This window comes from Helicobacter marmotae, from assembly GCF_003364255.1.
Classification (GTDB): Bacteria; Campylobacterota; Campylobacteria; order Campylobacterales; family Helicobacteraceae; genus Helicobacter_C; species Helicobacter_C marmotae.
The window spans coordinates 15,097-40,560 of sequence record NZ_NXLR01000009.1; the positions used below are offsets into that span (position 1 = coordinate 15,097).

29 protein-coding genes and 4 tRNA genes are annotated in these 25,464 nt (G+C 39.7%); 23 read left to right on the forward strand and 10 right to left on the reverse strand.

Annotated elements, in window-relative coordinates; translation table 11 throughout:
• The first annotated feature begins 10 nt into the window (after nucleotides 1-10).
• Nucleotides 11-667, forward strand: a complete 657-nt coding sequence (locus CQA63_RS05520; protein WP_104700012.1) for a rhodanese-like domain-containing protein — start codon at nucleotides 11-13, stop codon at nucleotides 665-667.
• Between the two features lie 20 nt (nucleotides 668-687).
• Here CQA63_RS05520 and CQA63_RS05525 read toward each other — a convergent pair whose 3' ends face one another.
• Nucleotides 688-1,101 carry a Fur family transcriptional regulator gene (locus tag CQA63_RS05525; RefSeq protein ID WP_104700011.1) on the reverse strand — a complete coding sequence of 138 codons (414 nt, stop codon included), beginning with the start codon at nucleotides 1,099-1,101 and terminating at the stop codon, nucleotides 688-690.
• Nucleotides 1,102-1,251: 150 nt separating this feature from the next.
• Between CQA63_RS05525 and ffh the strand changes: the two genes are divergently transcribed.
• The 6 genes from ffh to rplS all read left to right on the forward strand — a co-directional run bounded on the left by ffh (nucleotide 1,252) and on the right by rplS (nucleotide 4,812).
• Nucleotides 1,252-2,595, forward strand: a complete 1,344-nt coding sequence (gene ffh, locus CQA63_RS05530) for a signal recognition particle protein (RefSeq protein ID WP_104700010.1) — start codon at nucleotides 1,252-1,254, stop codon at nucleotides 2,593-2,595.
• Nucleotides 2,596-2,667: 72 nt separating this feature from the next.
• Entirely contained in the window at nucleotides 2,668-2,898 is a 231-nt protein-coding gene (gene rpsP / locus CQA63_RS05535) for a 30S ribosomal protein S16 (RefSeq protein WP_104700009.1), read from the forward strand.
• A 30-nt stretch (nucleotides 2,899-2,928) separates the two neighbouring features.
• Nucleotides 2,929-3,168, forward strand: coding sequence for a KH domain-containing protein (locus CQA63_RS05540; protein ID WP_104700008.1), 240 nt, complete (start codon nucleotides 2,929-2,931; stop codon nucleotides 3,166-3,168).
• Between the two features lie 64 nt (nucleotides 3,169-3,232).
• The gene (gene rimM / locus CQA63_RS05545) at nucleotides 3,233-3,748 is read left to right on the forward strand and encodes a ribosome maturation factor RimM (RefSeq protein WP_244916275.1); all 516 of its coding nucleotides are present in this window, start codon (nucleotides 3,233-3,235) and stop codon (nucleotides 3,746-3,748) included.
• 3 nt (nucleotides 3,749-3,751) lie between these two features.
• On the forward strand, nucleotides 3,752-4,453 hold the full coding sequence (gene trmD, locus CQA63_RS05550; RefSeq protein ID WP_104700025.1) for a tRNA (guanosine(37)-N1)-methyltransferase TrmD: 702 nt from the start codon (nucleotides 3,752-3,754) through the stop codon (nucleotides 4,451-4,453).
• Nucleotides 4,454-4,455: 2 nt separating this feature from the next.
• Entirely contained in the window at nucleotides 4,456-4,812 is a 357-nt protein-coding gene (rplS, locus tag CQA63_RS05555) for a 50S ribosomal protein L19 (RefSeq protein WP_104700006.1), read from the forward strand.
• A 110-nt stretch (nucleotides 4,813-4,922) separates the two neighbouring features.
• On the opposite strand, the gene CQA63_RS05560 is transcribed toward rplS, so the two are convergent.
• From CQA63_RS05560 to CQA63_RS05585, 6 genes are all read right to left on the reverse strand, one after another.
• A complete protein-coding gene (locus tag CQA63_RS05560) occupies nucleotides 4,923-6,944 on the reverse strand; it encodes a motility associated factor glycosyltransferase family protein (protein WP_104700005.1) in 2,022 nt (673 codons plus the stop codon).
• A gap of 56 nt (nucleotides 6,945-7,000) precedes the next feature.
• The gene (locus tag CQA63_RS05565) at nucleotides 7,001-8,050 is read right to left on the reverse strand and encodes a M24 family metallopeptidase (protein WP_104700004.1); all 1,050 of its coding nucleotides are present in this window, start codon (nucleotides 8,048-8,050) and stop codon (nucleotides 7,001-7,003) included.
• Nucleotides 8,047-8,529, reverse strand: a complete 483-nt coding sequence (aroQ, locus tag CQA63_RS05570) for a type II 3-dehydroquinate dehydratase (protein WP_104700003.1) — start codon at nucleotides 8,527-8,529, stop codon at nucleotides 8,047-8,049. The genes CQA63_RS05565 and aroQ overlap by 4 nt, the downstream gene beginning before the upstream one ends.
• Nucleotides 8,530-8,632: 103 nt before the next feature.
• Entirely contained in the window at nucleotides 8,633-8,971 is a 339-nt protein-coding gene (locus tag CQA63_RS05575; RefSeq protein ID WP_104700002.1) for a dihydroneopterin aldolase, read from the reverse strand.
• A complete protein-coding gene (plsY, locus tag CQA63_RS05580) occupies nucleotides 8,968-9,642 on the reverse strand; it encodes a glycerol-3-phosphate 1-O-acyltransferase PlsY (RefSeq protein WP_104700001.1) in 675 nt (224 codons plus the stop codon). The genes CQA63_RS05575 and plsY overlap by 4 nt, the downstream gene beginning before the upstream one ends.
• A 39-nt stretch (nucleotides 9,643-9,681) precedes the next feature.
• Entirely contained in the window at nucleotides 9,682-10,011 is a 330-nt protein-coding gene (locus tag CQA63_RS05585; RefSeq protein ID WP_104700000.1) for a rhodanese-like domain-containing protein, read from the reverse strand.
• Between the two features lie 100 nt (nucleotides 10,012-10,111).
• Here CQA63_RS05585 and CQA63_RS05590 point away from each other — a divergent pair, with 100 nt between their 5' ends.
• Nucleotides 10,112-10,795 (forward strand): glycosyltransferase family 2 protein, encoded by a 684-nt coding sequence (locus tag CQA63_RS05590; RefSeq protein WP_170128379.1) that lies wholly within the window; start codon nucleotides 10,112-10,114, stop codon nucleotides 10,793-10,795.
• Here CQA63_RS05590 and CQA63_RS10405 read toward each other — a convergent pair.
• On the reverse strand, nucleotides 10,792-10,920 hold the full coding sequence (locus CQA63_RS10405; protein WP_267891926.1) for a hypothetical protein: 129 nt from the start codon (nucleotides 10,918-10,920) through the stop codon (nucleotides 10,792-10,794). The two genes, CQA63_RS05590 and CQA63_RS10405, sit on opposite strands and share 4 nt — an antisense overlap.
• A 54-nt stretch (nucleotides 10,921-10,974) precedes the next feature.
• On the opposite strand from CQA63_RS10405, the gene CQA63_RS05595 reads away from it, so the two are divergent.
• From CQA63_RS05595 to CQA63_RS05625, 7 genes are read left to right on the forward strand one after another with little or no spacing between them, the layout of a single operon-like run.
• A complete protein-coding gene (locus tag CQA63_RS05595) occupies nucleotides 10,975-12,144 on the forward strand; it encodes an EpsG family protein (RefSeq protein WP_104699998.1) in 1,170 nt (389 codons plus the stop codon).
• A gap of 9 nt (nucleotides 12,145-12,153) precedes the next feature.
• A complete protein-coding gene (locus CQA63_RS05600) occupies nucleotides 12,154-12,900 on the forward strand; it encodes a GumC domain-containing protein (RefSeq protein WP_104699997.1) in 747 nt (248 codons plus the stop codon).
• Nucleotides 12,897-13,994: a glycosyltransferase family 8 protein gene (locus tag CQA63_RS05605; RefSeq protein ID WP_104699996.1), complete on the forward strand. Its 1,098-nt coding sequence runs from the start codon at nucleotides 12,897-12,899 to the stop codon at nucleotides 13,992-13,994. Before CQA63_RS05600 ends, CQA63_RS05605 begins: the two co-directional genes overlap by 4 nt.
• Nucleotides 13,987-16,395: a glycosyltransferase gene (locus CQA63_RS05610; protein WP_104699995.1), complete on the forward strand. Its 2,409-nt coding sequence runs from the start codon at nucleotides 13,987-13,989 to the stop codon at nucleotides 16,393-16,395. The genes CQA63_RS05605 and CQA63_RS05610 overlap by 8 nt, the downstream gene beginning before the upstream one ends.
• Before the next feature lie 16 nt (nucleotides 16,396-16,411).
• Complete coding sequence (locus tag CQA63_RS10055) at nucleotides 16,412-17,254, forward strand: FkbM family methyltransferase (RefSeq protein WP_211305731.1); 843 nt, start codon at nucleotides 16,412-16,414, stop codon at nucleotides 17,252-17,254.
• Nucleotides 17,235-17,621 carry an FkbM family methyltransferase gene (locus tag CQA63_RS09825; protein ID WP_104699691.1) on the forward strand — a complete coding sequence of 129 codons (387 nt, stop codon included), beginning with the start codon at nucleotides 17,235-17,237 and terminating at the stop codon, nucleotides 17,619-17,621. Before CQA63_RS10055 ends, CQA63_RS09825 begins: the two co-directional genes overlap by 20 nt.
• A complete protein-coding gene (locus tag CQA63_RS05625) occupies nucleotides 17,618-18,535 on the forward strand; it encodes a glycosyltransferase family 2 protein (protein WP_158655455.1) in 918 nt (305 codons plus the stop codon). Before CQA63_RS09825 ends, CQA63_RS05625 begins: the two co-directional genes overlap by 4 nt.
• Here the strand turns inward: CQA63_RS05625 and CQA63_RS05630 are convergent.
• Together CQA63_RS05630 and ppk2 are read right to left on the reverse strand one after the other, a co-directional pair.
• Nucleotides 18,519-19,250: a carbonic anhydrase gene (locus CQA63_RS05630; protein ID WP_233706583.1), complete on the reverse strand. Its 732-nt coding sequence runs from the start codon at nucleotides 19,248-19,250 to the stop codon at nucleotides 18,519-18,521. The genes CQA63_RS05625 and CQA63_RS05630 overlap by 17 nt on opposite strands.
• A gap of 622 nt (nucleotides 19,251-19,872) precedes the next feature.
• Complete coding sequence (gene ppk2 / locus CQA63_RS05635) at nucleotides 19,873-20,940, reverse strand: polyphosphate kinase 2 (protein WP_104699694.1); 1,068 nt, start codon at nucleotides 20,938-20,940, stop codon at nucleotides 19,873-19,875.
• A gap of 100 nt (nucleotides 20,941-21,040) precedes the next feature.
• Here ppk2 and CQA63_RS05640 point away from each other — a divergent pair, with 100 nt between their 5' ends.
• From CQA63_RS05640 to CQA63_RS05675, 8 genes are all read left to right on the forward strand, one after another.
• On the forward strand, nucleotides 21,041-21,577 hold the full coding sequence (locus tag CQA63_RS05640) for a CinA family protein (RefSeq protein ID WP_233706584.1): 537 nt from the start codon (nucleotides 21,041-21,043) through the stop codon (nucleotides 21,575-21,577).
• An 82-nt stretch (nucleotides 21,578-21,659) separates the two neighbouring features.
• A tRNA-Lys gene (locus CQA63_RS05645) sits at nucleotides 21,660-21,735 on the forward strand.
• 13 nt (nucleotides 21,736-21,748) lie between these two features.
• Nucleotides 21,749-21,823: transfer RNA gene (locus CQA63_RS05650), tRNA-Glu, on the forward strand.
• Between the two features lie 36 nt (nucleotides 21,824-21,859).
• A tRNA-Val gene (locus CQA63_RS05655) sits at nucleotides 21,860-21,935 on the forward strand.
• A 45-nt stretch (nucleotides 21,936-21,980) separates the two neighbouring features.
• Nucleotides 21,981-22,057, forward strand: a tRNA-Asp gene (locus tag CQA63_RS05660).
• 227 nt (nucleotides 22,058-22,284) lie between these two features.
• Nucleotides 22,285-22,995 (forward strand): UMP kinase, encoded by a 711-nt coding sequence (pyrH, locus tag CQA63_RS05665; RefSeq protein ID WP_104699695.1) that lies wholly within the window; start codon nucleotides 22,285-22,287, stop codon nucleotides 22,993-22,995.
• Nucleotides 22,996-23,073: 78 nt separating this feature from the next.
• Nucleotides 23,074-23,298, forward strand: a complete 225-nt coding sequence (locus CQA63_RS05670; RefSeq protein ID WP_104699696.1) for a DNA-directed RNA polymerase subunit omega — start codon at nucleotides 23,074-23,076, stop codon at nucleotides 23,296-23,298.
• A 9-nt stretch (nucleotides 23,299-23,307) separates the two neighbouring features.
• Nucleotides 23,308-25,458, forward strand: a complete 2,151-nt coding sequence (locus tag CQA63_RS05675) for a RelA/SpoT family protein (protein WP_104699697.1) — start codon at nucleotides 23,308-23,310, stop codon at nucleotides 25,456-25,458.
• Nucleotides 25,459-25,464: the final 6 nt, after the last annotated feature.

Consider the following 25,464-nt stretch of genomic DNA (forward strand, 5'->3'; position numbering starts at 1 on the left):
AGGAGTTGGTATGAAAAGATTAGCTTTGCTGGTGCTAGGTCTTGTATTATGTGCTTGCTCAAACACACATAAAGAGCAAAATGCTTCCATACAGCTTGTGGAGATTTATCCACAGGTGCAAATGCTACTTGCAAAAAAGGCAGCTGGCGATGAAGAGGGCGCAAAGCAAATACATGATTTTTTAAATAAAATGGCAAATCAACATATTATTGATGATACGATTTCACTTATTACGCGCGCTTCTGTGTCTGGGTATGAGTTGATTTTGCCAAGTCAGCTTGAAGCAGAACGTGATAGCTTTGTGATTATCTCTACTTTGCCTCGGGGTATTTATAACCTTGGGTTTATTCCTCAAGCTAAACATTTTGAGTTTGCGCTAAGCCCTAATCTCAATGAGAATGGAAGTGAGTGGAATTGGGAGGCTGATGCGCTCTCGCGTGAGATGGAGGATTTTATCCATTTGCTTGGAGGAGATAAAGATGCCAAAATCGTGTTTTACGATAGTGGGGAGCATATATTTGCCCCTATGGGAAGTGCGCACGTAGGGCTTATGTGGGCAAGACATTTAGGCTATAAAAATCTCTATCGTCTTGTGGGTGGATTTGAAGCTTGGAAAGGGCTTAAACTCCCCATAAGCACAGAAGTCCCACATTGCTGCGAGATGTAGGAGCCCTGAAGCGGGAAGCCTTAGGCTTTATTTGCCTTGCATTGTGGGCATAGCCCGATAAGGACAGCTGAAATATCAGAGATAGCATATCCGCTTTTTTCTCCGCAATCAGCCTCTAAATAGCCTGTTTCAAGCTTAATGTCTTCAAGTGCTCCGCATGATTCACAATATACATGTAAATGCCTATCACTGCTTAATTCATATTTTTGCTTATCTTTTGGGGCTTTAATTTCTCTTAAAATATTTGCTTCACAAAGCGCATTGATATTTTTATATATGGTAGCAAGCGAGATAGAAGGATAAATAGCTTTTATTTGGTCATAAATTTCTTCTACACTCATATGCCCGTTGTTATAGATTTGATTTAACATAGCAATGCGTTGAGGAGTAATCTTTAAATGTTTTTCTCGTAAATGTTGTTCAAAGCTCATCATAATACTAATTCCTCACTTTAAGTAGAATAGCAGGATATTTTTACATTCAAATAATAAACTATGAGCAAATAAGGAGTATGAAAGCATAATAAAAGTGATTTTTATATAGAATAAGACATTTTGGATTCTAAGATATATGGAGAGAATGATATGTTTGATACCCTAACAAGTTCTTTTAAAAATGTTATGAATAAAATTCGTTTTAGCGATGATGAAAAGGCACTACAAAGGGCTTGCGAAGAGCTTAAGAAGACATTATTGAAAAATGATGTTTATCATAAAGTCACGAAGCATATTGTCCAAATTGTGCAAGAGCGCACAAAGCAAGAGGGCATTGGCAAACAAAGCTTTAATGCCGCATTGCAATATGCTTTGGCTGAGATTTTGCGCTCATCAAAGGCTTATGGACTTAGCTTTTCACCCACGCCTCCAACGACCATTGTAATGATGGGCTTGCAGGGAAGCGGTAAGACTACCTCAAGTGCTAAACTCGCCCTTTATTTGAAGCAAAAGGGCAAAAAAGTCCAGCTTGTGGCTTGTGATTTGCAGAGAATGGCTGCTATAGAGCAACTCAAGCAATTAGCTAAAAGTATTGAAGTAGATATTTTTACCCCAGATATGGCAAGCAAGCCCCAAGATGCAGTATGCGTGGCAAAAGAAGCAAAGCAAAAGGCTACGCTTGGGCATTATGATGTGTGTATTATCGATAGTGCGGGGCGCTTGAGTATAGACGAAGCCCTTATGGAAGAATTATTACAGATAAAAAACGCTATTGCCGCTACAGAGTGCCTTTATGTGGCAGATTCTTTAAGTGGGCAAGATGGAATCCGCTCCGCCCAGCACTTTAATGAAAAAATTGGCATTGATGGCGTTATACTCTCTAAGTTTGATAGCGATAGTAAGGGCGGTATAGCTCTCTCCATTGCGTATCAAATCGGCGTTCCACTGAAGTTTATAGGCAGTGGTGAGAAAGTGGCAGATTTTGATATTTTCATTCCTGAGAGAATTATCTCTCGCCTTATGGGAGCGGGGGATATTGCGACCTTAGCAGAAAAGACAGCAAGTATTATAGACCAAAATCAAGCTAAAGACATTGCAAAAAAAATCAAAAAAGGTCAATTTGGCTTTGAAGACTTTATCGCACAGATTGAAAATGTCAAAAAACTTGGTTCAATGGGGCAAATTGCCTCGATGATTCCCGGGCTTGGTAATATGGCAAGTGCGCTTAAAGAAGTGGATTTAGATAAATCAAAGGAGATTAAAAATATCCGCGCTATGGTGAATTCTATGACAAAAAAGGAGCGTGAGAATCCAGATTTGCTCAATGGCTCAAGGCGCAAACGTATCGCACAGGGGAGTGGTTTAGAAGTGAGTGATATTAATCGCATTATTAAGCAATTTGACCAAGCTGCTAAATTTGCTAAAAAGCTTTCACAAAAAGGCGGGCTACAAGAGTTAATGAGTATGATGGGCAACTTGAGAATGCCAAAATAAAATAATGATGATTTAAGCAAAACACATTATAATGCCGCTACCTAACACAATGCAAAACTTCAAGGAGAGCAAATGGCAACAGTAATTAGACTTACAAAAATGGGACGCAAAAAGAAACCTTTTTATCGTATTGTTGTAACAGATTCCCGCAAAAAACGCGATGGTGGTTGGATAGAATCTTTAGGTTATTACAATCCTTTAGTGGAGCCGCCACTTGTGAAATATGACGCACAAAGACTAGAGTATTGGAAAAGTGTAGGTGCAAAAATGAGCGAGAGAGTATCAAAGCTTACCTCAAAATAGCTCTCTTAAGCCCTGAATAAAGAAGTAATGATGATTGAAGATTTTATTAGAGAATATGCAAAAAAAATAGCCAACAAGCCCGAAGCCATAGATATACAAATACAAGATGCAGAAGATAATACAAGAGAAATACTCATCTTGGCAGATTCCCAAGATGTGGGGAGATTGATAGGGCGAGATGGGAAAATGGTAGGCTCGCTTAAAACATTTATTTCTGGCACAAAAGCTAAAGATGGTAAAAATTATCGAATCGCCGTGCAAGCGCATTAATACTTACCTTGCATAGCTCTCACTTTAAGAATTTAATATGCCTAAAGCCCCCTCCTTTCTTCTTGTGGCAAAAATAGGTCGAGTTGTTGGAATACATGGAGATTTAAAACTTCATATTGTAAGTGATTTTCCCTCTATTTTTATCCCCGAAGCTATATTTCATACTTTGTCATTTGGCACATTATGTATCTCCTCATTTGATACTAAAAGGAATCTGGTGCGTTTTGTTGGCTTCACTTCGCGTGAGAGTGCTGCTAAATTAGTTAATTGTGAGCTTTACTCTACACTTGAAGAGAGCAAGGCAATGTGTGTGCTTAAAGAGGGGGAGTTTCTTTGGCAAGAGATGATAGGTGTAGGCGTGTATGATACATGCAATGGAGGGGAGCTAAAGCTAGGAGAAGTCAAGGATATTGAACGTATAGGGGCATTAGATTATTTGCTGATTGCTACAGATTCTAAGCTTGTGTCTTTGGGCTTAAGGGAGGAGTTTTTTATCCCTAATATCGAGCATTATGTGCGAACGCTCTCAACGGAGGCGGTTATCACATGTGATGCCCTAAAACTCCTTGAGCAGAGTTAAGTGATGAAATTCTCTTTTCTCACACTTTTTCCTGCCCTTATAGAATCTTACTTCACAGATTCTATACTCAAAAGAGCCATTGACAATGGGCTTATGAGTGTAGAATGTATTAATATCCGCTCCTATGCGCTTGATAAGTATAAAAAAGTTGATGACCCTCCTATAAGTGGCGGTGCGGGGCAAGTGCTTAAAGCAGAAGTGCTAGATAGGGCTTTAAAAGACTTGGAGCATTCTCACATTATTTTTCTCACTCCTTGTGGGAAGCCCTTTAAACACACTGACGCAAGACGTTTGAGCCAAAAACCTCATATAAGCTTTGTATGCGGGCGATATGAGGGCTTTGATGAACGTGTGATTGAGCGGCATGCAAATGAAGTGCTAAGTATAGGTGATTTTATCCTTACAGGGGGGGAATTACCTGCATTGATGATGTGTGATAGCATTTCGCGTTTTATCCCCAATGTGCTTGGCAATGCCAATTCTTTGCATAATGAAAGCTTTGAAGATAATCTCCTTGCCCCGCCGAGTTTTGCTAAAGTTACGCATAGCGATATGTTTTCCCCTGTGCCTTCAGTGTATTTAAAGGGAAACCATAGTAAAATCACCAGCTTAAAACGACACTTAGCATTGTGCAAGACAAAATATTTTAGACCAGATTTGTATCAAGCTTACATACATTCAGAGCATGAGAAGAGAAAGGAATAGCCATGAGAAATCGTTACATACAGAGTTTTAATGACGCGCAAATTGCTGGGAAGCAGGTCCCTCAATTTAAGGCTGGAGATACATTAAGATTGGGCATTAAGATTCAAGAGGGTGATAAAAGCAGGGTGCAGTATTTTGAGGGTGTGTGTATTGCTATTCGTGGAAATGGTGTAGATAAAACTTTCACTACAAGAAAGATAGGCGCAAATAATGTCGGCGTTGAAAAGACATTCCCGCTTTATAGTGTGAGCTTGGAGAGTATAGAGGTTTTGCGTATAGGGCGCGTTAGAAGAGCAAAGCTCTATTACCTCCGCACAAGAAGAGGCAAGGCAGCACGTATTAAAGAATTGCGCAAATAAGTTTTATTAGAGTTACGTGCTTAGGTGCAAGTGTTTAATCACACTTCTCTCATAAATATTTAAATCCCCATTCCTTTTTATATTCTCTCAAGGGAGTTTCTCTCCTCCCTTTAATCTTTATTTGCTGATATGCAAAGCATCTTATAGCTCATAATCATTTTGCTTAGAGTGTTTTCTATAATCTCCACACATCGCCCATAAAAGGGTAAGATATTATCACCGGGAATATGCAGGGCACATAACATCATAGTATGCAGCATATGCGCAATGCTCCCCTCGAGCAGCACTCCCACAAAAGGGCTCTTTGCAGATTCTCTAAGTGTTATGGCATGGATTTTATCAATACGAGTAAAAAGCTCTTGTTTGCTTTGTGGAGGCTTGTTTGTCTCTTTTATGTTTTCACACAAGGCTTGCAAGATAGTCTTTTTGTAGCCCTCAAGCTCATTTTGGTAGAAGTTATCGTGTTTAAAGACCTTCGCTTTCTCTTCACACATATAGCTTTTAAGCTCTTTTACATACTTTTGTTTATCGATTTTGCGCAAGCTAAAGTCTTGCACTTTTGCACAACGCGTGCCATAAATATAGGCTCCATCTCCTAGATTGATAACAAGTTTTGGCGTGAATGCTTCTATAGCCCTGCTCATCATCGCACTTGATAAGCTAAATAGCGCATCTGCATAGACTTCATATTCTCCATTGCCCTGCACCATATAGGCATTTTGCGGGATAATGCTTTGCTCCTCCCCATAATATGAGCCCTTTGCGTGCTTAGCTTTGCCTTTAATATACCCGCAATCAAGCCCACATATTATGACCTCTTCGCTTAGCAAACATGCAAGTGCAAAGCCCGCATTCCCCACATATGGCGCAGCAAATTCTATGACGCTTCTAGGGCTACCAAAATACGCACTCGCACTCCCCCCACGCATAAATATATACGCCTCTTTGGCAAGGCTTATTGCACTAGGTTGTACCATATTGCCACATAAAAGTGTGCTATCCCCCAAGGGAGCAGATTCTAAGACATCTTTAAGATAGCTAATGCGCTCAATTTCAATTTGAAAATCAGGCATAATGCCCGCATTTTTAAGCACTTTAAGCGCAGTCCCGCAGCTAAAGATAATCATCTTATGCGCATTTGCCTTAATAAAATCTAGCAAATGATCTAAACTCGCTCCATTGCCCACCACACAAATAGGGGCATTCACGCGCTTAGGGAGATGAAGGATAGGATATTTGCTCCTCCCCCCATTACCTAGATTAATAAACGTGTTTCTTACCCCTATCATTTCATCATCAAAGCTCCCCCACCCGCGCGAATTAATCGCATAGCTCTCTGCGACTTGGTCTTTCACTGCTTGGAGTTTCGGGCTATCATAGAGGCATAGCTCTAAGCGGATGAAGTTATTGGTAATACGCCTCTGCGTGAAATAATTTTGCACAAATTCTCTATGCAATATATCTTTTACAAAAAGATAGCACGAGCGCTCGCTTACGCGTTCAAACAAAAGGGGGTAATCTATAAAATAAAGTGAGATTCGAAACAAATCTATATCTTCCTCAAAAAGGAGTAATGAATGGAAGCGATAGCCCTTTTCAAGTAAAAATTGTAAAAACATTCCCCCAAGTAAGCCAAAAAGTGTCACATTGGGCAAAAAATATGGGGGCAAACTCATATGATTGCTTCCTTGAAAATCTCTAAACAGCATATCAATCATAGGATTACACGCACTTGCGGTAAGTGGGAGGGTTTTTTCATCAAGTTTGTGGAGGGCTAAGTGGTTGGTGTAGATTCTATATGCGGGGTTGTTAAGCGGGTTTTCGGAGAGGGCGAGATTGCGCTCATACATACTATGTGAGGTGGCATTATCTCGCTTTTGTGTGGGATATACAAAAACCTTAGAATGCACATCAATGATATTAAGATGGTCCTCATGCAAATAGAGATTGTATTGCTTAATGGGTGCATTCAGCTCATTGCTAAGCTTTGCGTTTAATGAAGCAAAAAATTCCATATTAAGCGCATATCGCCTAGCAGTGTAAGATTCTAAAAGCTCAAAGCGATTTTGGCAGATATGAAGTAGGGAATCTGCACTAAAAGTTGAGCTTGCTCCTTTTGTATCCTCTTGCATTGGCGCACTTTCATTAGAGTAATATCATCATAGTGCCTCTATCGTAGTACTTTTCATCACAATACTTCCGGGCGACCATTTTTCATAACCACAAGGTCTTCGATTCTAATGCCAAACTTTTGGGGGAGATAAATACCGGGCTCAATGGAAAATACCATATTATCTTCAATAATATCCTCGCTTAGGCGGGAAATGCGAGGGAGCTCATGTATATCAAGCCCCACACCATGCCCTGTGCTATGCACAAAATACTCACCATAGCCACTTTTTTCAATAACTCCCCTTGCAATAGCATCAATTTCTTTTCCACTCATACCTGTGCGTGCCTTTTGAATCGTCTCTTCTTGTGCTTTCAGCACAATGTCGTAGATTTTTTGCACAAAGGGGTCTTTAAAGTGTTGTTTTTTGCTAAAGTTTATATCCCCTCTTATACTTGCTGTGCGCGTCATATCTGAGCAATATCGCTGGTATTTAATCCCCGCGTCAAAAAGCAGCACATCATTTTTATGTAGCAAACATTTAGGGCTAGGGAGGGCATGGGGTTTAGCCGCATTGGCATTAATCCCAACGATAGGCTCAAAGCTTAGCTCATAATCTCCAAAATGGCTTAAAAACCCCATAGCTTGGTAGTGTAATTGCTTTTCATTTGGAGATTTTTTCAGCATTTTTTGTAATGCATTTCCAAAGTGTTTGAAAGCCTTTTTATTGAGTTTTTGACTTTTTGCGATTTTATCAATCTCATCTTGCGTTTTGATGATACGCAAATATTGATGAAAGTTTGCCTTAGGCTTTAGGCTACAAGATATGGCTTCACACCTTGCCTCTAGGGATTGATAGAGCGCGAGACTAAGTTCTTGTGGGTTAAAGATAAGCTCTTTGACTTGTGCTTTTTTAAGCACTTCTTGTGCGCTTTGGAGAAAGTCGCTAGATTCTATCACTTGCGTATGGGGGAATGTGCTCTCTTTTGCCTCTAAGCTATAGCGAGCATCGGTAAAAAAATACCGCTCATCGTCTATGCGTAAGATAAGCGCATTATCGCAACTAAAGCCACATTCATAATATTGGGCGTTTTCATTGAGTGTGATGTAAATAAGCGGTGTTTTCATTTGTTTTTGTCTTGTTGGCTTTGCTGGGCTTTAAGGGCTTGTATTTCATTGGCAATTTGCAAGATTCCCATGAGCGCTAAATGATAGCCAAATGCACCAAATCCTGTAATCACCCCCGCACTTACTGCCCCTGTGTAGCTTTTTGTGCGGTATTCCTCACGCGCGTGGATATTGCTAATATGCACTTCAATCACAGGCACCCCACAGCTTGCAATGCTATCGGCAATGGCAATAGAAGTATGAGAAAATGCCGCAGGATTGATAATAACTCCCACATATTCTCCGCCAATACACTCTTGAAGTTTGTCAATAATCTCTCCTTCAAAATTACTTTGAAAAAACTCCAATTCTGCGCCATTTTGCTTAGCTTGTGCTGAGAGATTCTGATGTATTTGCTCTAATGTGAAATGCCCATAAATCTGTGGCTCGCGATGTCCTAAGATATTGAGATTTGGTCCTTGAATCACTAAGATTTTCATATTACCCCTTTTGTTAGCTTTGCCTCCATTATAGCAAATAAAAGCACACCATAGCTTAAAGAGCCTTTGTCGTGCGTTTGTGAATTGAGGCAGCACATTAGGCTTAAAATACTTTTGTGATACTCGCTCCCACAACACAAGGGGCTAGGATTTGAGGCTTTTTAATGCACAATGTGAGATGTGTGATATTACTAAAATGGGCTTTAAGTTTATGGCTTATATCAATAAGGGCAGATTCTAAAAGCCCATATGTATTGCTTTGTATGTAATGCTCTATTTGCTCGCAGATTTTGGCATAATTAAGATAGCACTCATCATCATAAATATAAGTAATATGGGCTTCTATGATGAGCTTTTGAGGCTTGATGCGCTCTTGTGGTAACACCCCAATGATCGCCTCAAAGCAGAGATTTTCAATGTGTAAGACAATGCTCTCATTCACAAAACTTTACCCTCTTGCCCGCTAAAAAGTCGCCTGATATTAGGGATATGTGTATAGAGGATTAAAAGCCCTATAAGCACTACAGGCGTATGTGTGTGGATTTGAGAGACTATAGAGATAGCATCTGGCAGGGGCAAGCTATAAGGCAGCACAAAGGTAAGGGCAATGCCGCTTAAAACTCCTACAAGTGAGGAGATAGAGGAGATTTTAAAGACTTTGCCTACAATGCCCCAGATAATAAGCCCACATATACCCTCACAAGGGATAAGCAAAAGTACAGAGCCAATCGCCGTAGCCACACCCTTACCGCCTTTAAAGCCCAAAAATGGGCTATAGCAATGCCCTAAAATCGCCAAAAATGCGATAGTCCATTGCGTTTCATAGCTAAGAGAAAAGGCTTTAGCAAGGGCTACTACAATAAGCCCTTTTGTCGCATCAAGCACGATAGTGAGTATTGAGAGAAACTTTGCATTTTTTTCATCTTTCTCTTTGAGTGCGCGATAGACATTTGTCGCTCCAATGCTGCCCGAACCAATTTCTCGTATATCTGTCTTAAGGCTAAGCTTGACTAAAAGCCACCCAAATGGAATCCCTCCAATGATAAATGCGAGGATATAAAAAATCACATTGATATTTGAGAGGATATACAGCACGTTTGATAAAACACTCATTTCTTTCCTTTTAGCGGGGTTAAAGGGCGGATTATAGCATTATTTCGTGATGAGTTGGACATTTGCAGAGGCAAGGGAACTAAAATCATCATCATAAAAATACACATTCTCTAAGCCCTCTTGCACAAGCTCTGTGCCTAAAATACTCGCTGTATGCCCAGAATAGCACACAAGGGCACATTTTTTACTAGGATTATTTTTAATAAAAGCATAAATATCATAAGGATTATTGAGATGATGAGAATCTTTAATATGGCAAAGTGTGTAATCCTCCACATAGCGCATATCAATAATGCAAAAACTTTCATCTAAATCTTTAGCATATAAGGGTGTAGCAAGGCTAAGATTGTTTTTCCCTTTGAGTTCCATATATTTCCTTTGTGGGTAATTTGATACATTGTAACGTATAAAAACGTATGTCAAGTGTTTTTAAGACAAACTACACTACAATCCCTGCCATTTTATATTATTGATATTGGGCATTTACACACCCAACACCAATGCACAAAGGGCATATTTGAAAGATAAAACACATAAAGCGCATAATTCTTGGCTTGTTTCTATCATCATTCCTAGCTTTAATACTGCTGCATTTTTGGATTATGCGCTTTGCTCTGTTTTAAATCAAAGCTACCTCCATTGGGAGGCGATTGTGGTTGATGATGCTTCGGTAGATGATTCTAGAGACATTATAGAATCTTATGCCAATAGAGACAAGCGCTTTAAGCCTATTTATTTGCAAAGCAATCAAGGTGTGAGTGCCGCGCGTAACCTCGCCCTACTTGCTGCCAATGGGCGATTTATTGCGTTTTTAGATTCTGATGATGTATGGGAAAAACATAAATTAGAGCTGCAAGTAAAAACAATATTAGAGCAAGATGTCGCCTTAAGTTATGGGGCTTATCGTGTGATTTCACAAGATGGAGTAGGTTTGGGTGATTTTATCCCAAAGGGAAGTTTAGATTATGAAGATATGCTTAAGACTTGTCAAATCGGTAATTCCACCGCGATGTATGATACTTATAAGGTAGGGAAGATTCAATCCGGGAGCATTCGTCATGATTATGAGCTGTGGCTAAGCATTTTGCGTCAGCATAGTTCATGTATTGCCCCCCCCCCCTGTGTGCCTCAAAGCCTAATCCCACATATCTAGCTGCTATTAGAATCCGCAAAGGCAGCGATACTTACAATAAACTTAAAGCCGCATACCGCCAATGGTACGTTTATCGAGAAGTGCTGGGTTTGGGCTTTTTGAGAAGCGTGTATTATTTTAGCCATTATTGCTTTTTTGGCTTTTTGAAACGTTATTCTTACTTTCATAAAAGATTCTAAATGGCTCAAATATCTTTAAGACTTCAGTATGCCCTTTGGATTTTTCTATGTGTATGCTATGTGCTCTTAGCTTTTAGCCCGCTTTTGAGCTTTATTTGTGCCTTATGTGTGCTTTTTGGCGCATATTGTGTGCTCTCTTCTCCTATGCGCATATCTTTAGGGGTGTGTATTATTCTAAGTGGGAGTATTATTTATGCGAGTAGGGTGTATTTTCATTGGGAGGGAGATGATTTTATCCGCTATTTTCAAGCCTATTCCTTGCTTGCTAGAGAGGGCTTTGGGCATATTAATATATATGGCTTAGAAGCGGGGTTGCCCCTCTTTTATATGGCTTTAGTGGGGCTTTTTGGGGAGCTTTCTCCTGCTGGCGTGCTTTTTTGGACTATTTTATTCCCTAGTGTGCTCTTTTTAGTGTGGTTAGAGCAATATGCCATGAAGCATTTAGATAATGCCAATAAAGCCTTGTGCGTGTTTTTTACATTTTTGTTTTTTGATTTTTATATCCCCACAGAATACACAAGGCAATGTATAAGCAGTATTTTTATACTCTATGCCTTGTGTGTGAAGGGCGCATTTTGGAGATATGCACATATTATATTTGCCCTTTGCTTTCATTTAAGTGCAATTTTATTACTCCCTCCACTTTTTATGCTGAAAAAATACCCCAAATTCACACTCCTTGCTTGCTTTGGGCTTGTAGTTGTGCTTAGCCTTAGCTTTGCTTGGCTTTTAGGCTTATGGCAAATGGGCATTATCTCAAGGGATACTCCACTTTTTAATAAACTCGGATTCTATGCTCTGGGCTTTGGGGACTTTCGCCCTAATGTTATTGAGCTTTTTTTCATTACATTTTTAGGTGCGCTTTTTCTTATCCCTAGTGATGATTCTCACAAAAAGCAATGGCGGTATTTTGTGTGGCTTTTTATTATGCTGTATTTCTCGCTTTATTTGGTGAGCGGGGGGATTGCTCATAGGGCAACCTTGCTTTTAAGCACTATTTTGCTGGGATTCTTGCTTTTTATGGGCTTTAGGGGCTTTATGATGTGTGCTTTGGGCTTTGGAGGATTGTGCTTTATCTATAAATGCAAGGTCTTGCTTTTTGGCAACAATGCCTATGAACTATGGCATAGCTATCCTGCTTATGGTGGGTGGTTTTATTATCTGTTTTAAGGAGAGAATATGAATGAAGTACGTGTTTTTGGGTTGATATGGGCTTATAAATGGCTTTTTTTGGGTGTTTTTGGGCTTGTGTTTGCTCTCGGGGGCGTGTATATCAATACAACAAGCAAAGCCACGATTCAAACAATAGAGCTTAAAAATTATGCGTTTTTTATTACACAAAAGGTAATCCACCAATCTTCTCATAACCACAATGCGTTTTTTGTGAATAATAAAATCTTAAATCCTATTTTAAACCGCCTCCTTGCTGCGCCATTGCAAAGTGAGGAGACTAACGAGACAATAGTCCTAAGCATTAAAAATCATCTCCATATAATCGCCCCTAGCGGCTATTCTATGGGTTATCCTGATGTGTATTGGTTTATCTACCCCGCACAAAGTAAAGAGCAGGCAGAAGCGATAAGCGATTTTATTAAAGACTATATTGCTACTTCGCCTGAAGTACAAGCATTGAGGGCTTATCTTGAATCTTTCACACCTTTACTCAAAGCACAAAATCTATGGAGTGCAAGTGTGAATGACATATTAGAAAATGGCTTTTTTATTAGCTCTGCTCCACAACTAACTTATACCAAAGGCTTTAAAGAGTTGGCTATTTTTAAAGATTCCCTAACGCAGGGGTTTAGCAAGAGGAGTATGTGGATTTTACTTTGTGTGAGTGCCTTTGTGCTAGCGGCTTTAAGTGTGTTTATAGCGGCATTTGTGCGCACATTGCGCAAATCCACATATATGATGGCAAATAAATGAGCGGGCAAATGAATATGCAAGAAAAAGTGTATTTGATGTGCTGTAGCGATGAAGCGTATGTAAAATACGCAAGTGTAACCATCCTCTCTGTACAAAAGTACACAACTTGCACTATAGAGTGCTTTTTTATCACTCCTAAGCCCTTAAGCCCTAAAGTACGCAAGAAGTTAGAATCTTTATCCGATCCATCTTTTGTCTTGCATATTATTGTGTGTGAAGAAACGCCATTTTTGCACTTACCTAGCCTTGGAGGGAGCTTTAGTACGTATTTGCGCTTGCTTTTGGGCGAATTTCTGCCCTCTTATGTAGAAAAGATTTGCTACATAGATTGCGATGTGCTTGTTTTGGCTGATATACAAGAGCTTTATCGCATAGATTTAGGAGATAAGCTCTTAGGGGCAGTGCGCGATATTGCCTATCAAGAGCCCTCATCTGTATGCCCTAATCATTTGGGATTTTATTTTAATGCGGGGGTGGAGCTTATTAATGTCAGCCTTTGGCGTAAAAGTGGGGCATGGGAGAGATTGAGTGAGTGTATAAAGCATAAAAGCTATGTTGCCAAGGGCTATCATGATCAGAATTGCTTGAATTTTTGCTTTTGGGATGAGGTGCTTGAATTCCCTTTAGAGTGGAATATGATATATCTTGCCCCATTTTTATTGTCTTTTGATGAAGAATCTCCTTTGGAAGATTCTCATTTGCAGGAAAATTTGCCCAAAGAATCGCAAGATTTATGGAGCGTAGAAGCATTGTTTGAGAAGCAAAGGCTAAGCTCTCGGCATACAAAAGCCGTGTATGAGAGAGCCTTAGCAAAGCCTAAGATTGTGCATTTTGCTTCTATACCTAAACCATGGCAAAGGGTATGCTACATAAGAGAGTATTTAAGCCACCCCGTGCTTGTAAGCATAGAAAATCCTTATGCCAAGCTATGGCGCAAGATGGCTAAAAAGTCTCCATTTTACAAAGAAATTAGGGCTGTGTATATGCCATATGTTTATGCAGAGTGCAAGACCCGCTTTGTATATGTGCTAAAGCGATTTTGCCCTAGGCTTTATGCTTTTTGCATAGGTGTATTAAGGAGTGTTCGTGGCTAGGCTAAAAGTCGTATTTTATGCCTTGCCGCTTAAAGATATGGGGCAGCACAATGCCTTTAGAAGTGGCATAGCCCTAAGTAGCTATCATATTTTGCTCCATTTAGCACAAATATGTGATGTAGTCTTATTCGCAGATGTGGAGCATTATGAAATATGTAAAAGACAATGCCAAAGTATAGAATCTTTAGCACATTTTAAGTTTATAGGGGATTATGGTTGGTTTTTAAGGCTTATATCTAAGATATGTTATTTTAAATTTTATTGCAAGAGCCATTTTGGCGGGACTTTTAGGGATTATCTTGGGCGGGCTTTAGCTTTCCCCGCGGTGCTTATAAGCAGACATACCCCTTTAAGCAAGCGCACACTGAAGAAAATAAGCCAAAATGATGTGATATTTTCACCCTATCACGCCCTCCCTAAGCAGATTATGAGCCTTAATATGCTGCGATTTATGCTTTTGCATGACGTGATACCGCTTATTAATAAAAAAGATTATGCAATGAGCAATAAAATTATAGATAAATTATTAAGGAAATTATTAAGGAAATTATTAAGGACGCGCCATGACTTTTATGATATTGTAAGCTCCTTAAATACGCATGATTATTACATAAGTAATTCTGCTTTTACAAAAAATGATTTTTTAAGGCTATGTGGGGATAAGCTTAAGGCTAGCCATATTAGTGTGGCTTTACTAGGTGTAGATAGAGCATACTTTCACCCGCATAAGGATTTAGAGCTAAATCTTACTTTGAGGGAGAAGTATCATATCCCTAAAAATATGCGCTATATTTTTTCACTCTGCTCCCTTGACCCGCGTAAGAACTTGCTTTTTGTGATAGAGAATGTTTTAGAGACTTTGGCGCGCTTTTGGATAAATGATGTCGTGCTTGTGCTTGCTGGCGGGGCATGGGAGGGCTTTGTAGATATTTTAGAGGCTAAAATTGCCTCTTTTGGCGCACGAAGTCAAAGCATTATCCGCATAGGCTATGTAGATGATACGCATTTAGCCAATCTCTTCTCTTGTGCGATGTGTAGCATTTATCTCTCTACCTATGAGGGCTTTGGACTGCCGGTTTTAGAATCTATGAGTTGTGGCTGTCCAACTATAGCCTCTAATACGACTTCAATCCCTGAAGTACTAGGCGATGGAGGCATAGCACTTCACCCGCAAGATGCACTAGGACTGCAAGAGGCGATTTATCGCATTTATAGTGAGCCTCAATATGCAAGCCTGCTTTCACAAAAGGCATTAGCTCGTGCCTCCTTATTTAGCTGGGAGCAATGCGCACAAGATATTTTGCATGCTTTTATGAGGGCTAAGGCGGATAGGGGAGAAGTTTGTTCCCTATTTACCAAAAACTCTAACAGAGATTCTTCACCTTCTGTGAGGGCTCAGAATGACAAAATGGGCAAAGTCGATGGTGATTCTAACAGAGATTCTTTGGTCGTTGCCGCTCCCGCAAGAGGCGACAATGAGTCCAATAATTCCTGCAAAGATTCTTCTACAAATAAAGACATAAAAAGCATTCACAGAATCTTCTTTGGCTTTGGTGGAGAAGAGGACATTTATAGGCGGTATGTACAGAATTGGCAGGAGCAGCTGCCAGATTTTGAGATAATTTTTTATAATGCTTCAAACCTCCCCCTTGGGGTATGTGAATACACAAAGGCATTAAGTAAGCTAGAAGATGGCGTGTTTTTGGGGGATTATTATCGTTGGTATTTGCTCTATCATTATGGGGGTGTGTATTTTGATGCAGATATTGAAGTCTATAACGGGGCGAAGTTTAGAGCGCTTATCGATGAGCTTCAAAGCAGCCAATATGAGATGATAATAGGCATAGAGGATAGGCTAGGAGGCTATACAAGCCATGCTATGGCGGCTAAAAAGGGTGCGAGATTAGCAAAATTTATGTGTGAGCTCTATGAGGGCTTGGGCAAGCTCTACTTGCTTCGTAAAGAAATACTCATAAGCCCCAAATTAGTGGGATTGTATTTTATGGCAAATGGGCATTATATTAAAAATCGGGGGTTTGTGGGAGATATAAGCGAGCCTTGCATTTGTGAGGGGGTGAAGATATATCCTAAGACATATTTTTCTCCCTTAAGTATAGGTGCTCCCCCGAAATTAGAGGATTTAAGCCCTTCTACATGTTTGGCTCATCATTGTGCGAGCTCATGGTGGGAAGAGGGGAGTAGATTCTATGCCCAAAAGCTAAGTTTTGCCTCTTCTCCAAAGCTTTTGGCAGATTATATCGCCCTAGAGGCTTCAATGCTATATAAAATTAAAACCTTACCTAAAAGGCTATTTATCGCCTTGCTTTTCCCGCATGGAAGTAAAAGGCGCGCATGGGCAAAGGTGTTAGCAACCAAGCTTATACACTTTGGTTTAAGATGATAAGAAGGAGAGCATTATGGTATTAAGATTCAAATTTTGGCTTAAAGGTAAGCTACCCTCTAAGTGCTGGCAATGGTTAGTTTGGGCTAAGGCTAAATGCAAGGGTAGGGCAATATATAGGCATGCGAGTTATTCTATAGAGGGTGAGGATAGAATCTTAAGTGCGCTTATGGGTGATAAAGAGGGGAAAAGTGGCTTTTATGTTGATGTGGGGGCACACCATCCTTTTAGATATTCAAACACATATTTGTTTTATACATGGGGTTGGATGGGGATTAATATCGATGCTACGCCCGGGAGTATGGCTGCCTTTAGGAAACACCGCCCAAGGGATATAAATATTGAGTGTGCCATAGGGAATGTAATAGCAGACAATAAGGAATCTCAAGCTTTTAGCTCTCCTTTAGTGCGAGGCAACACTGCCCCTTGTTCCAAGTCTTGTAAAGAAACTCCGCCCGAAATACTAACGACTTTCCAAGTTTGTCATGTCTTAGGGAAGGCACGCCTGATCGAAGAATCTCTCTTAAAAACACCAAAAAGCACGACTAGTGATTCAAAGAGCAATTCTTCGGGCTTTCAAGCTCTAAGACATGACAACAGGGACAGAGTTGCTGGTGATTCTAACAGAGATTCTTCACTTGTTTCACAAGCTCAGGATGACAAAATTTCTAACATATCTTGGCGAGATTCTGTATATGAATTTACTTCTCCTATCAAAGGCTCCCCGCAGGGCTTTAGGCGTGATGTGGAATTTACTTCCATATCACAAGACCTCGCGGCGATTTATCGCAATAGCGAGGATTCAATGGGGGGGGGGGGGATTATACCCTCAAAGCTTTGTGGAATATTATATATTTAATGAGAGTGCTTGGAATACTTGCAATAAAGATGTGGCGGCACAAAGTGAAGGGATTTTACAAAAGATAGTCAAAGTCCCTATCTATAGGCTTTGTGATGTGTTTGATATATATATGCCAAAAGATGCGGAGATTGATTTTTTAAGCGTAGATTGTGAGGGATTTGATTTGAGTGTGCTATCAAGCAATGATTGGCAGAGGTATCGTCCTAAGTTTGTTGTGGTTGAGATTTTGAGCAATGTTTATGGAGAGCTAGATATGTTTGCTTTAGAGAAAAATGAGATAGCCCAATTTTTATTTAGCAAAGATTACGCGCTTGTGGCTAAGGCGCATAATAGTGTGATTTTTAAGGATATAGCTTTATTGTGATAAAGGTATCTATCATTGTGCCTGTGTATAACACGCAAAAGTATATAGAGCGATGTTTAAGCTCACTTGTATCTCAAAGTATGAGGGATATTGAAATTATTATCGTTGATGATTGCGGGAGTGATAAGGCTATGGAGGTGGCTAAAGCATATGCTGCAAGAGATTCTCGCATTCAAATTGTACGTAATGTGTGCAATCGAGGTTTGCTTCATACGAGGATTATAGGGGGTAAATATGCTAAAGGCGAGTATATATGCTATGTAGATTCTGATGATTATATATCTTTAGATACGTGCTTGTTAGCCTATGAGGCTGCACTTAGGCAAGGGGCAGATGTGGTGGCATTTGGGGCGGTATGTGAGGGCTTTTATCGGCGCACTTTTTATACATATAAGGAGAGCATTTACGCTGATAGCTATAAGCTTTTATTCCCCACAAGAGGGAGCTTTACCCCTTATGTGTGGAATAAGCTCTATAAAAGGGAGCTTATATGCTCTGTAGATATCCTGCTAGAGGGGGCAGCTCCTATGAATATCGCTGAAGATGTGCTTAAAAGCTTTGTGCTTTTAAGTTGTGCTAAAAGAGTGGTGGGGATACCCCATAGGTTATATGTGTATTGCGCAAATAATGCTTCAAGCACGCAGCAAAGCCCTAGAGCGCATATTGCAGCTTATAGTATATGTGTGAAAAATATAGAATACGCACTAGCCCACATGAATAATGTTGATATAAATAAAGCGAAAAAACTCTTTAGGGTGTTGCAGTACCTTAAACTCAACGCCATGGCAAAGCAAGGGCGGTATTTATACTATATGTGCGCTTCGCTTAAGGTTTGGTTTCGATTTGAGAGCCTTATAAAAATAGCACTTTATATCTGCAGTGGCATAAAACGTTCAATTAAGGGGCTTCTTTAATGACTCTCTCATGCAAGGGCTGTGTGTCTCTTGCATTATTTCCAAAGGCTTTGTGGAGGCTCATAATTTGCTTTTTAGAGGCTTCTAGCGGGGTTTTAAGCACTATCCATTGTACATTATCGGTGCAAGGAGGCGTGGTAAGAGAGCCGCTAAAGGCGTAATAGCCTTGTTTTTTAGGCAAGAGATCAGCCACATTGAGTTCAGTTAGGGCTTTTGGCTCATTAATGTTATTTGGGATATTTTGGACAATATTTTTTAGGGCGAGGTTTTCTTTCTTTTCTTTAAAAAGCACAGAGAGCACAAGAAGGTGGTTTTGCTTATCTTTGTGCAAGAGGTGCATTTCCATAGGGAAAGATTTGTGGTTGATTTTGGTCTCAGATGGTGTATGGAAGTGAAGCTGCACTAAGGAGTAGTGCGTATCTTCAAATGTAATGCCACCTGCGTCGTTGAAATTCACTTGCACGCTATGCCCGTTATTGATGATGTCTTTTGCATTGTTTTTATAGAGGATGGTGAGCTGGTTAATAGTGGGCGTTGTGTGCTGGGTTGAAATATCAATGGGAGATTGGAGTTCATTTAATTTACATGGGGCGTATTTTGGATTTAAAGAAGCCCAAGAGTTTGGACCATTTTCTTTCCCATAGCCCCAATCTGAAGCATGGGCGAGGTTTATAAAGCATAAAAGTATCAAAAATAAAAATTTTCTTTTCATCATAAATCCTTTGAATAGAGAGTATTTGTGAGTTAGATTGTAACCTTTACTTTAATCGTAAGTATAATGTATGTAGAAAATCGTAATTTTATATTTTTGTATGTTACTTATATCTACATAATACGTACACAATGCTTTTTGGCTTTGGGTGTTGCTAAATATATGCCAATGGGTTTGAGTGGGGGTTTAAGGAGATTTTTGCCTCCTCTCACGCTCTCACGCTATGGGCGACAATTAGCCTTATCGTGCGGGTAGCCAAGTTAGTTATGTTTAGAGGGAGTGGTAATGACCGAAGAATCTCTAAGAGAATCACTAGAAAGCCAACAGCAATTCTTCACCCCCTAGCGGGCGTTCGTGATGACAAAATAACGGAGTCGTTAGTGGATTTATAATTGAGATTTTTTATTTGTGGCTAGGAGATGGCAAACTCCCCATAAATTAAGATTTTTCTTGCAGATAAGAGATGACGTAAGGTAGAGATTTCAGGCTTGCAGGCTTGAAGATAAGAATCAATGCAAGGAATTGTAAAGAGAAAGGATTTGGCTTTTATAATGAGTGTGAGCTTGTTTGTATTATTTAAGGGTAGCCTACCCCCTACTATTAGGGGGAGGGGATTAATGTAAGCTTATGATTGAACTAAGCTATCTTCTGCTTTGGGAGATTCTTTTGGGGTTTTTGTTTGAGCACTTTTAGGTTTAGGCGGTGTTTTTGCCACTTCTTTTGTATGTTTAGCTTGCTCCTTTTCTTCTCTTTCTTCTTGCTCTTTCTTTTCCTTAGCGGCAGCTTTTTGAGCCTTTTTCTTTGCACGTTTAGCTTCTTTGGCGTCTTCTAGCTGTCTTTTAATCTCTTCAGTGGGATCAAGGTGTGTCAATTGATATTGAGAATATGTCCATACAATGCTTGGGTCTGGCAATAAGCATACGCTGGTTTGGTCTTTACCCTCATAGTCAATTTTGCTTAGAATATCTCTAGCGATATTTAAGCGCGCGCGCTTTTTGTCGTTGGTATTGATAATAGTCCAAGGGCAGATATGTGTATGCGTGCGGGCAAACATTTTTTCAAACACTTCTGTATATTGCTCCCATAGGTCGAGTGATTTGCTATCAATGGGGCTTAGTTTCCACATTCTTAGTGGGTCTGTTTTACGACGTAAGATTCTACGTTTTTGCTCTTCTTTACCTACATCAAGGAAATATTTAAAAATCATCATACCGCTTGAGATAAGCATTTGCTCAAGATTGGAAACTTGAGTGATGAACTCTTTGTATTGCTCTTGAGTACAAAAGCCCATGACTTTCTCAACTCCTGCGCGGTTATACCAGCTTCTATCAAAGAATACTATTTCACCCCCGCTTGGCAAGGCACTGATATAGCGCTTAAAATACCATTCTGTTTTTTCTGTTTCTGTAGGTTTAGGTAGGGCTACTACTCTGCAACTACGGGGATTCATACGGCTGGTTAGGGCTTTAATCGTGCCCCCTTTTCCTGCTGCGTCACGTCCTTCCATAATAATGACAATTTTTTGATTTGTTGCCTTTACCCAATTTTGCAATTTGAGAAGTTCGATTTGTAGTTTTGTGAGCTCTTTGAGGTAGAAGTCCTCTTTCATGCGTCCGCTTTTGCGCTTATATATCTCTTCGATATTGCCCTCATTTTCCGGTCGAATAACGATGTGTCTGTCTTGTTTCCCCATGATTTGTCTCCTTAAAAATGAAATTATGGCTATTAGTGTAGTATTTATTGTTTAATATATAAATGAATAAAGTGAGATTTATTCTTATAGGAGTTACCAAATGAAGCCAAAAAGCACATTAGAATCCGCAGATTCTATACATTTAAGCCAAATGTCCCTAAATCTAGCTCTTGCAGAGCAAGTCTCTTTCCATCTTAGATATAAAGGGCTGAAAATAGCTATCGCAGAGAGCTGTACAGGAGGGCTTTTGAGCTACCATTTTAGCGCACTTAGTGGGGCTTCGTCTATTTTTAGCGGAGGTATGATTACCTATAGTAATGCTATGAAAGCTGCATGGCTTGGTGTGGAGAGCGAGGATTTAAACAAATATGGGGCAGTAAGCGAAGTTGTGGTAAGGGGTATGTGTGAGGGGATACTTAGGCAAAGCGGAGCAGATGTGGCTTTAGCTACAAGTGGCATTGCTGGTCCAAGCGGTGGAAGTGAGCAAATTCCGTTGGGTTGCGTGTATATCGGTGTGCAGTTTAAGGCAAGCCAAGCTTTGGTTGGGGCATATCAGTTTCAAGGTGATAGAAATAGCGTGCAGATACAAAGTTGCACCCAAGCACTTGAGTTGCTACTCGCACTTCTTCAAGCTTGACAATTAAAGGCAAACTTACTATAATTCCCCTTGCTTTAAACCACAGGTTCAAGTTCTCTTTACATTTCATCATCATAGTTTAGACCCGTTAGCTCAGTTGGTAGAGCAATTCCCTTTTAAGGAATGGGCCGTTGGTTCGAATCCAACACGGGTCACCACCAGAATAAAAGTGGCCCCGTCATCTAGCGGTTAGGATACCACCCTTTCACGGTGGCTACAGGGGTTCGAGTCCCCTCGGGGTCACCACTTTTGTTCAACATTTCTTTTATGGTCTTTCAGCTTGGTCGCTTAGCTCAGTTGGTAGAGCGCCACCCTTACAAGGTGGATGTCACAAGTTCGAGCCTTGTAGCGACCACCACTTTTTATGAATCCGCTTTTGCTGTGTCGCGGGTTAGCTTTTTATGGAGCGGTAGTTCAGCTGGTTAGAATACCTGCCTGTCACGCAGGGGGTCGCGGGTTCGAGCCCCGTCCGCTCCGCCACTCTCATATATAGTCATAACTTTATAATTCATAATTTCCTTATCTAGCAATGATAGCTTGATTGCATTACTTCATATTACTTTCCATATTTCATTTTATATTTCTTGGCACATTCAAGGCAGCAAAGATGTTTGTGCTTTATGCCATTTTATTTGCATAAACTAAGCTGATAGTTGTAGTTTAAGCTTTTAAGTTAGAATAGCAAACTTAAAATGAAAGGATAGGATATGGGCTACAAACGCGTGTTGGTGAAGTTTTCTGGTGAGGCACTATCGGGAAGTAGCGGATTTGGCATTGATGTGAAAGTCTTAGAATATATTGCAAGTGAGATTAAAACACTTGTTGATAGTGGTATTGAGGTGGGTATTGTCATTGGCGGAGGTAATATCATTCGCGGCGTATCTGCTGCCCAAGGGGGCATTATCCGCCGCACAAGTGGAGATTATATGGGTATGCTTGCCACGGTGATTAATGCTGTGGCTATGCAAGAGGCGTTAGAATATCTAGGTGTAGATGTACGTGTGCAAAGTGCGATAGAAATTAAAGAAGTGTGTGAAAGCTACATTTACCGCCGAGCAATCAGACATTTGCAAAAGGGACGAGTGGTGATTTTTGCTTCTGGGACGGGTAATCCATTCTTTACTACTGATAGTGCCGCAACTTTGCGTGCTGTAGAGATTGGTGCAGATGTGATTATCAAAGCCACAAAGGTTGATGGCGTGTATGATAAAGATCCACAAAAGTTTAGTGATGCCAAAATGCTTGAAAGTATTAGCTATGATGAGGCATTGCGAGACCATATTAAGGTAATGGATGATACAGCAATTGCGCTTGCTAAAGATAATAAACTCCCCATCCTTGTGTGCAATATGTTCAAAAAGGGGAATTTGCTTGATTTGGTGAAATACCATAAAGGCATTTATTCGATTGTCAAGTAGTCAAAGCAAAATCAAATGAAAATAACGATACAATCCGCAACTTTACAACTTCTAAAGGATTTACATTAAAGGATTCACATGGATACATTACGGACAGAAGAGATAGCAGCTCTTGCACTTAAGAGGGTTAATGATGATAGATATGTGCTTGCAAGCTTGATTTTTGAGCGCGTTAAGGAATTAGGCAATGGTGCAAAACCGCTTGTGGATATGGATATTAAAATCCACAAATTACCTGATATTGCAATGCGTGAAATTGCTGAGGGTAAGGTAGAGCTTACTTCCATTGAGGATAGAGAATAGGAAGAAGTTTTGGACTTTTTTGCCCAGATTGCTCAAATTGATACTATACAATCCGCTATTACTCAGCTCCAATCTTTAACTGACATTACTCCCAATGTCCAAAAAGCCATTGATATGGCAATAACTGCTCATCAAGGGCAATTTCGCAAGAGTGGTGAGCCTTATGTTGTGCATCCACTTTGTGTGGCATGTATTGTGGCATTTTATGGTGGTGATGAGACAATGCTTTGTGCGGCACTATTGCATGATGTGGTAGAAGATACATTATGCTCGCTCGATGATATAAGGCTTGCCTTTGGTTGGGACGTAGGACATTTAGTTGATGCTTTGACAAAAATCGTAGAAATTCGTAATGAAAAACTCAATAACCATTCAAATGATAAGCTTATCGCCTCTGCCTTAAGCTTTCGTAAAATGCTCCTTGCCTCAGTAAAGGATATTCGTGCTCTTGTGATTAAAATTAGCGATAGAATGCACAATATGCTAACGCTTAATGCCCTCCCAGAGCGTAAGCAGCATCGTATTGCAGAAGAAACGCTTATGGTGTATGCGCCCATTGCTCATCGCTTGGGTATTTCTTCACTTAAAAATGAGCTAGAAGATAGAAGCTTTTTTTATATTTTCCCCCAAGAGTATAAAAAAATTGAGCACTACATTAGTGAAAATAACCAATCTATCACATTAAGATTGAATGAATTTACACAGAAAATTACTACGATTTTATTGCAAAATGGCTTTACGCAAGCAGATTTTGTCATTGAAAGTCGCGTGAAACGTTACTATTCGATATTTTTAAAAATGCAGCGCAAGGGGGTAGGCATTGATGAGATACTTGACTTACTTGCTGTGCGTATTATTGTGCCTACAAATTTGGAATGCTACAAAGTTTTAGGCTTATTACATTTGCAGCTTAAACCTGTGGTGTCCCGTCTTAAGGATTATATTGCTATCCCTAAAGAAAATGGCTATCAAACCATACATACAACCATTTTTGATGGAGCGAGTATTTATGAAGTGCAGATTCGTACTTTTGATATGCACAAATCTGCACAATATGGTGTGGCAGCTCATTGGAAATATAAAAGTGGTGGAATGGAGCCAAATTTAGAATGGCTGAATAATTTGCAATACCAAAATGATACGATTGAAGAGTTTTATGAGCTAGCAAAAAATGATTTATATAAAGAGGATATGGTGGTTTTCTCCCCTGTGGGGGATATTTATAATTTGCCTGTAGGGGCTGTGGCATTAGATTTTGCCTATGCGGTGCATAGTGATATAGGAGATAATGCAAAAGAAGTACTTATTAATCATCAAAAAGCCTCATTATTACAACCGCTTAAAAATGGTGATATTGTGCGCATTATTGTGGCTCAAAATGGAGAGAAAATCCGCCCGCGTTGTACTTGGATTGATGCGGTAAAAACTTCTCGAGCAAAGAATCATATGAGGATTCAATGTCAGGCAAAATTAAAAGAAATTGATAAAAAGGTAGCCTGCCGTATTTTGCAAACAATTTTTGATAGCTCTAAACATACCATTGTGAGTTATCTTAAAGAAAATAAGCTTGAAACTCATATCCACAGGGCGGCATCAGATTTAGTGTTTTTGAAAGAGGTTAAAAATAGCATTAGAGGGAACTTCGCAAGAGAGGCAAATTTTTTAGGAAAAATTAAAATCAATATGTTGAAGTTAAAGCCTCTCAACTTTGATAATATCATTGTGCAAACTAATCGCAATATCGATGAGGTGATTTTTGATTATTGTTGTCATCCCAAATATGGTGATAATATCTTGGCTATTAAGATTGCTCAAAAAGCCTATATTCATCATAAAATGTGCGAGAGGGCATTAGGTGAGATAGAAGAGGGGAGTGAAATGCTTTTTGTGCAATGGGCAAATGAGCAAAAAGCGACTTATAAGGTGATTATCGCGCTTGAAAATCAAAAGGGCACTCTAGCGCAACTATGTGGGATACTTGCTAAGTATGATTGTAATATTTTAAGTGTAGATTATGATGTGCTAAATAGGCAGTTTTCGACATATTGTGAGATATGCTTTGAAAGTAAGACACATGATATTAAAACCTTAAAAGACATACTTCATAAAAAATACAAGATTATTGAACTTAAAAATCTTAAAGATGCGTATTCGGGCTAGAAAGGA

Excerpts from the sequence above, each read along its gene's own strand:
- CQA63_RS05520 (WP_104700012.1), top strand. The coding sequence starts at position 11 with ATGAAAAGATTAGCTTTGCTGGTGCTAGGTCTTGTATTATGTGCTTGC.
- CQA63_RS05525 (WP_104700011.1), bottom strand. The coding sequence starts at position 1,101 with ATGATGAGCTTTGAACAACATTTACGAGAAAAACATTTAAAGATTACT.
- ffh (WP_104700010.1), top strand. The coding sequence starts at position 1,252 with ATGTTTGATACCCTAACAAGTTCTTTTAAAAATGTTATGAATAAAATT.
- rpsP (WP_104700009.1), top strand. The coding sequence starts at position 2,668 with ATGGCAACAGTAATTAGACTTACAAAAATGGGACGCAAAAAGAAACCT.
- CQA63_RS05540 (WP_104700008.1), top strand. The coding sequence starts at position 2,929 with ATGATTGAAGATTTTATTAGAGAATATGCAAAAAAAATAGCCAACAAG.
- trmD (WP_104700025.1), top strand. The coding sequence starts at position 3,752 with ATGAAATTCTCTTTTCTCACACTTTTTCCTGCCCTTATAGAATCTTAC.
- rplS (WP_104700006.1), top strand. The coding sequence starts at position 4,456 with ATGAGAAATCGTTACATACAGAGTTTTAATGACGCGCAAATTGCTGGG.
- CQA63_RS05560 (WP_104700005.1), bottom strand. The coding sequence starts at position 6,944 with ATGCAAGAGGATACAAAAGGAGCAAGCTCAACTTTTAGTGCAGATTCC.
- CQA63_RS05565 (WP_104700004.1), bottom strand. The coding sequence starts at position 8,050 with ATGAAAACACCGCTTATTTACATCACACTCAATGAAAACGCCCAATAT.
- aroQ (WP_104700003.1), bottom strand. The coding sequence starts at position 8,529 with ATGAAAATCTTAGTGATTCAAGGACCAAATCTCAATATCTTAGGACAT.
- plsY (WP_104700001.1), bottom strand. The coding sequence starts at position 9,642 with ATGAGTGTTTTATCAAACGTGCTGTATATCCTCTCAAATATCAATGTG.
- CQA63_RS05585 (WP_104700000.1), bottom strand. The coding sequence starts at position 10,011 with ATGGAACTCAAAGGGAAAAACAATCTTAGCCTTGCTACACCCTTATAT.
- CQA63_RS10405 (WP_267891926.1), bottom strand. The coding sequence starts at position 10,920 with ATGGCTAAAATAATACACGCTTCTCAAAAAGCCCAAACCCAGCACTTC.
- CQA63_RS05595 (WP_104699998.1), top strand. The coding sequence starts at position 10,975 with ATGGCTCAAATATCTTTAAGACTTCAGTATGCCCTTTGGATTTTTCTA.
- CQA63_RS05600 (WP_104699997.1), top strand. The coding sequence starts at position 12,154 with ATGAATGAAGTACGTGTTTTTGGGTTGATATGGGCTTATAAATGGCTT.
- CQA63_RS05605 (WP_104699996.1), top strand. The coding sequence starts at position 12,897 with ATGAGCGGGCAAATGAATATGCAAGAAAAAGTGTATTTGATGTGCTGT.
- CQA63_RS10055 (WP_211305731.1), top strand. The coding sequence starts at position 16,412 with ATGGTATTAAGATTCAAATTTTGGCTTAAAGGTAAGCTACCCTCTAAG.
- CQA63_RS05630 (WP_233706583.1), bottom strand. The coding sequence starts at position 19,250 with ATGATGAAAAGAAAATTTTTATTTTTGATACTTTTATGCTTTATAAAC.
- ppk2 (WP_104699694.1), bottom strand. The coding sequence starts at position 20,940 with ATGGGGAAACAAGACAGACACATCGTTATTCGACCGGAAAATGAGGGC.
- CQA63_RS05640 (WP_233706584.1), top strand. The coding sequence starts at position 21,041 with ATGAAGCCAAAAAGCACATTAGAATCCGCAGATTCTATACATTTAAGC.
- pyrH (WP_104699695.1), top strand. The coding sequence starts at position 22,285 with ATGGGCTACAAACGCGTGTTGGTGAAGTTTTCTGGTGAGGCACTATCG.
- CQA63_RS05670 (WP_104699696.1), top strand. The coding sequence starts at position 23,074 with ATGGATACATTACGGACAGAAGAGATAGCAGCTCTTGCACTTAAGAGG.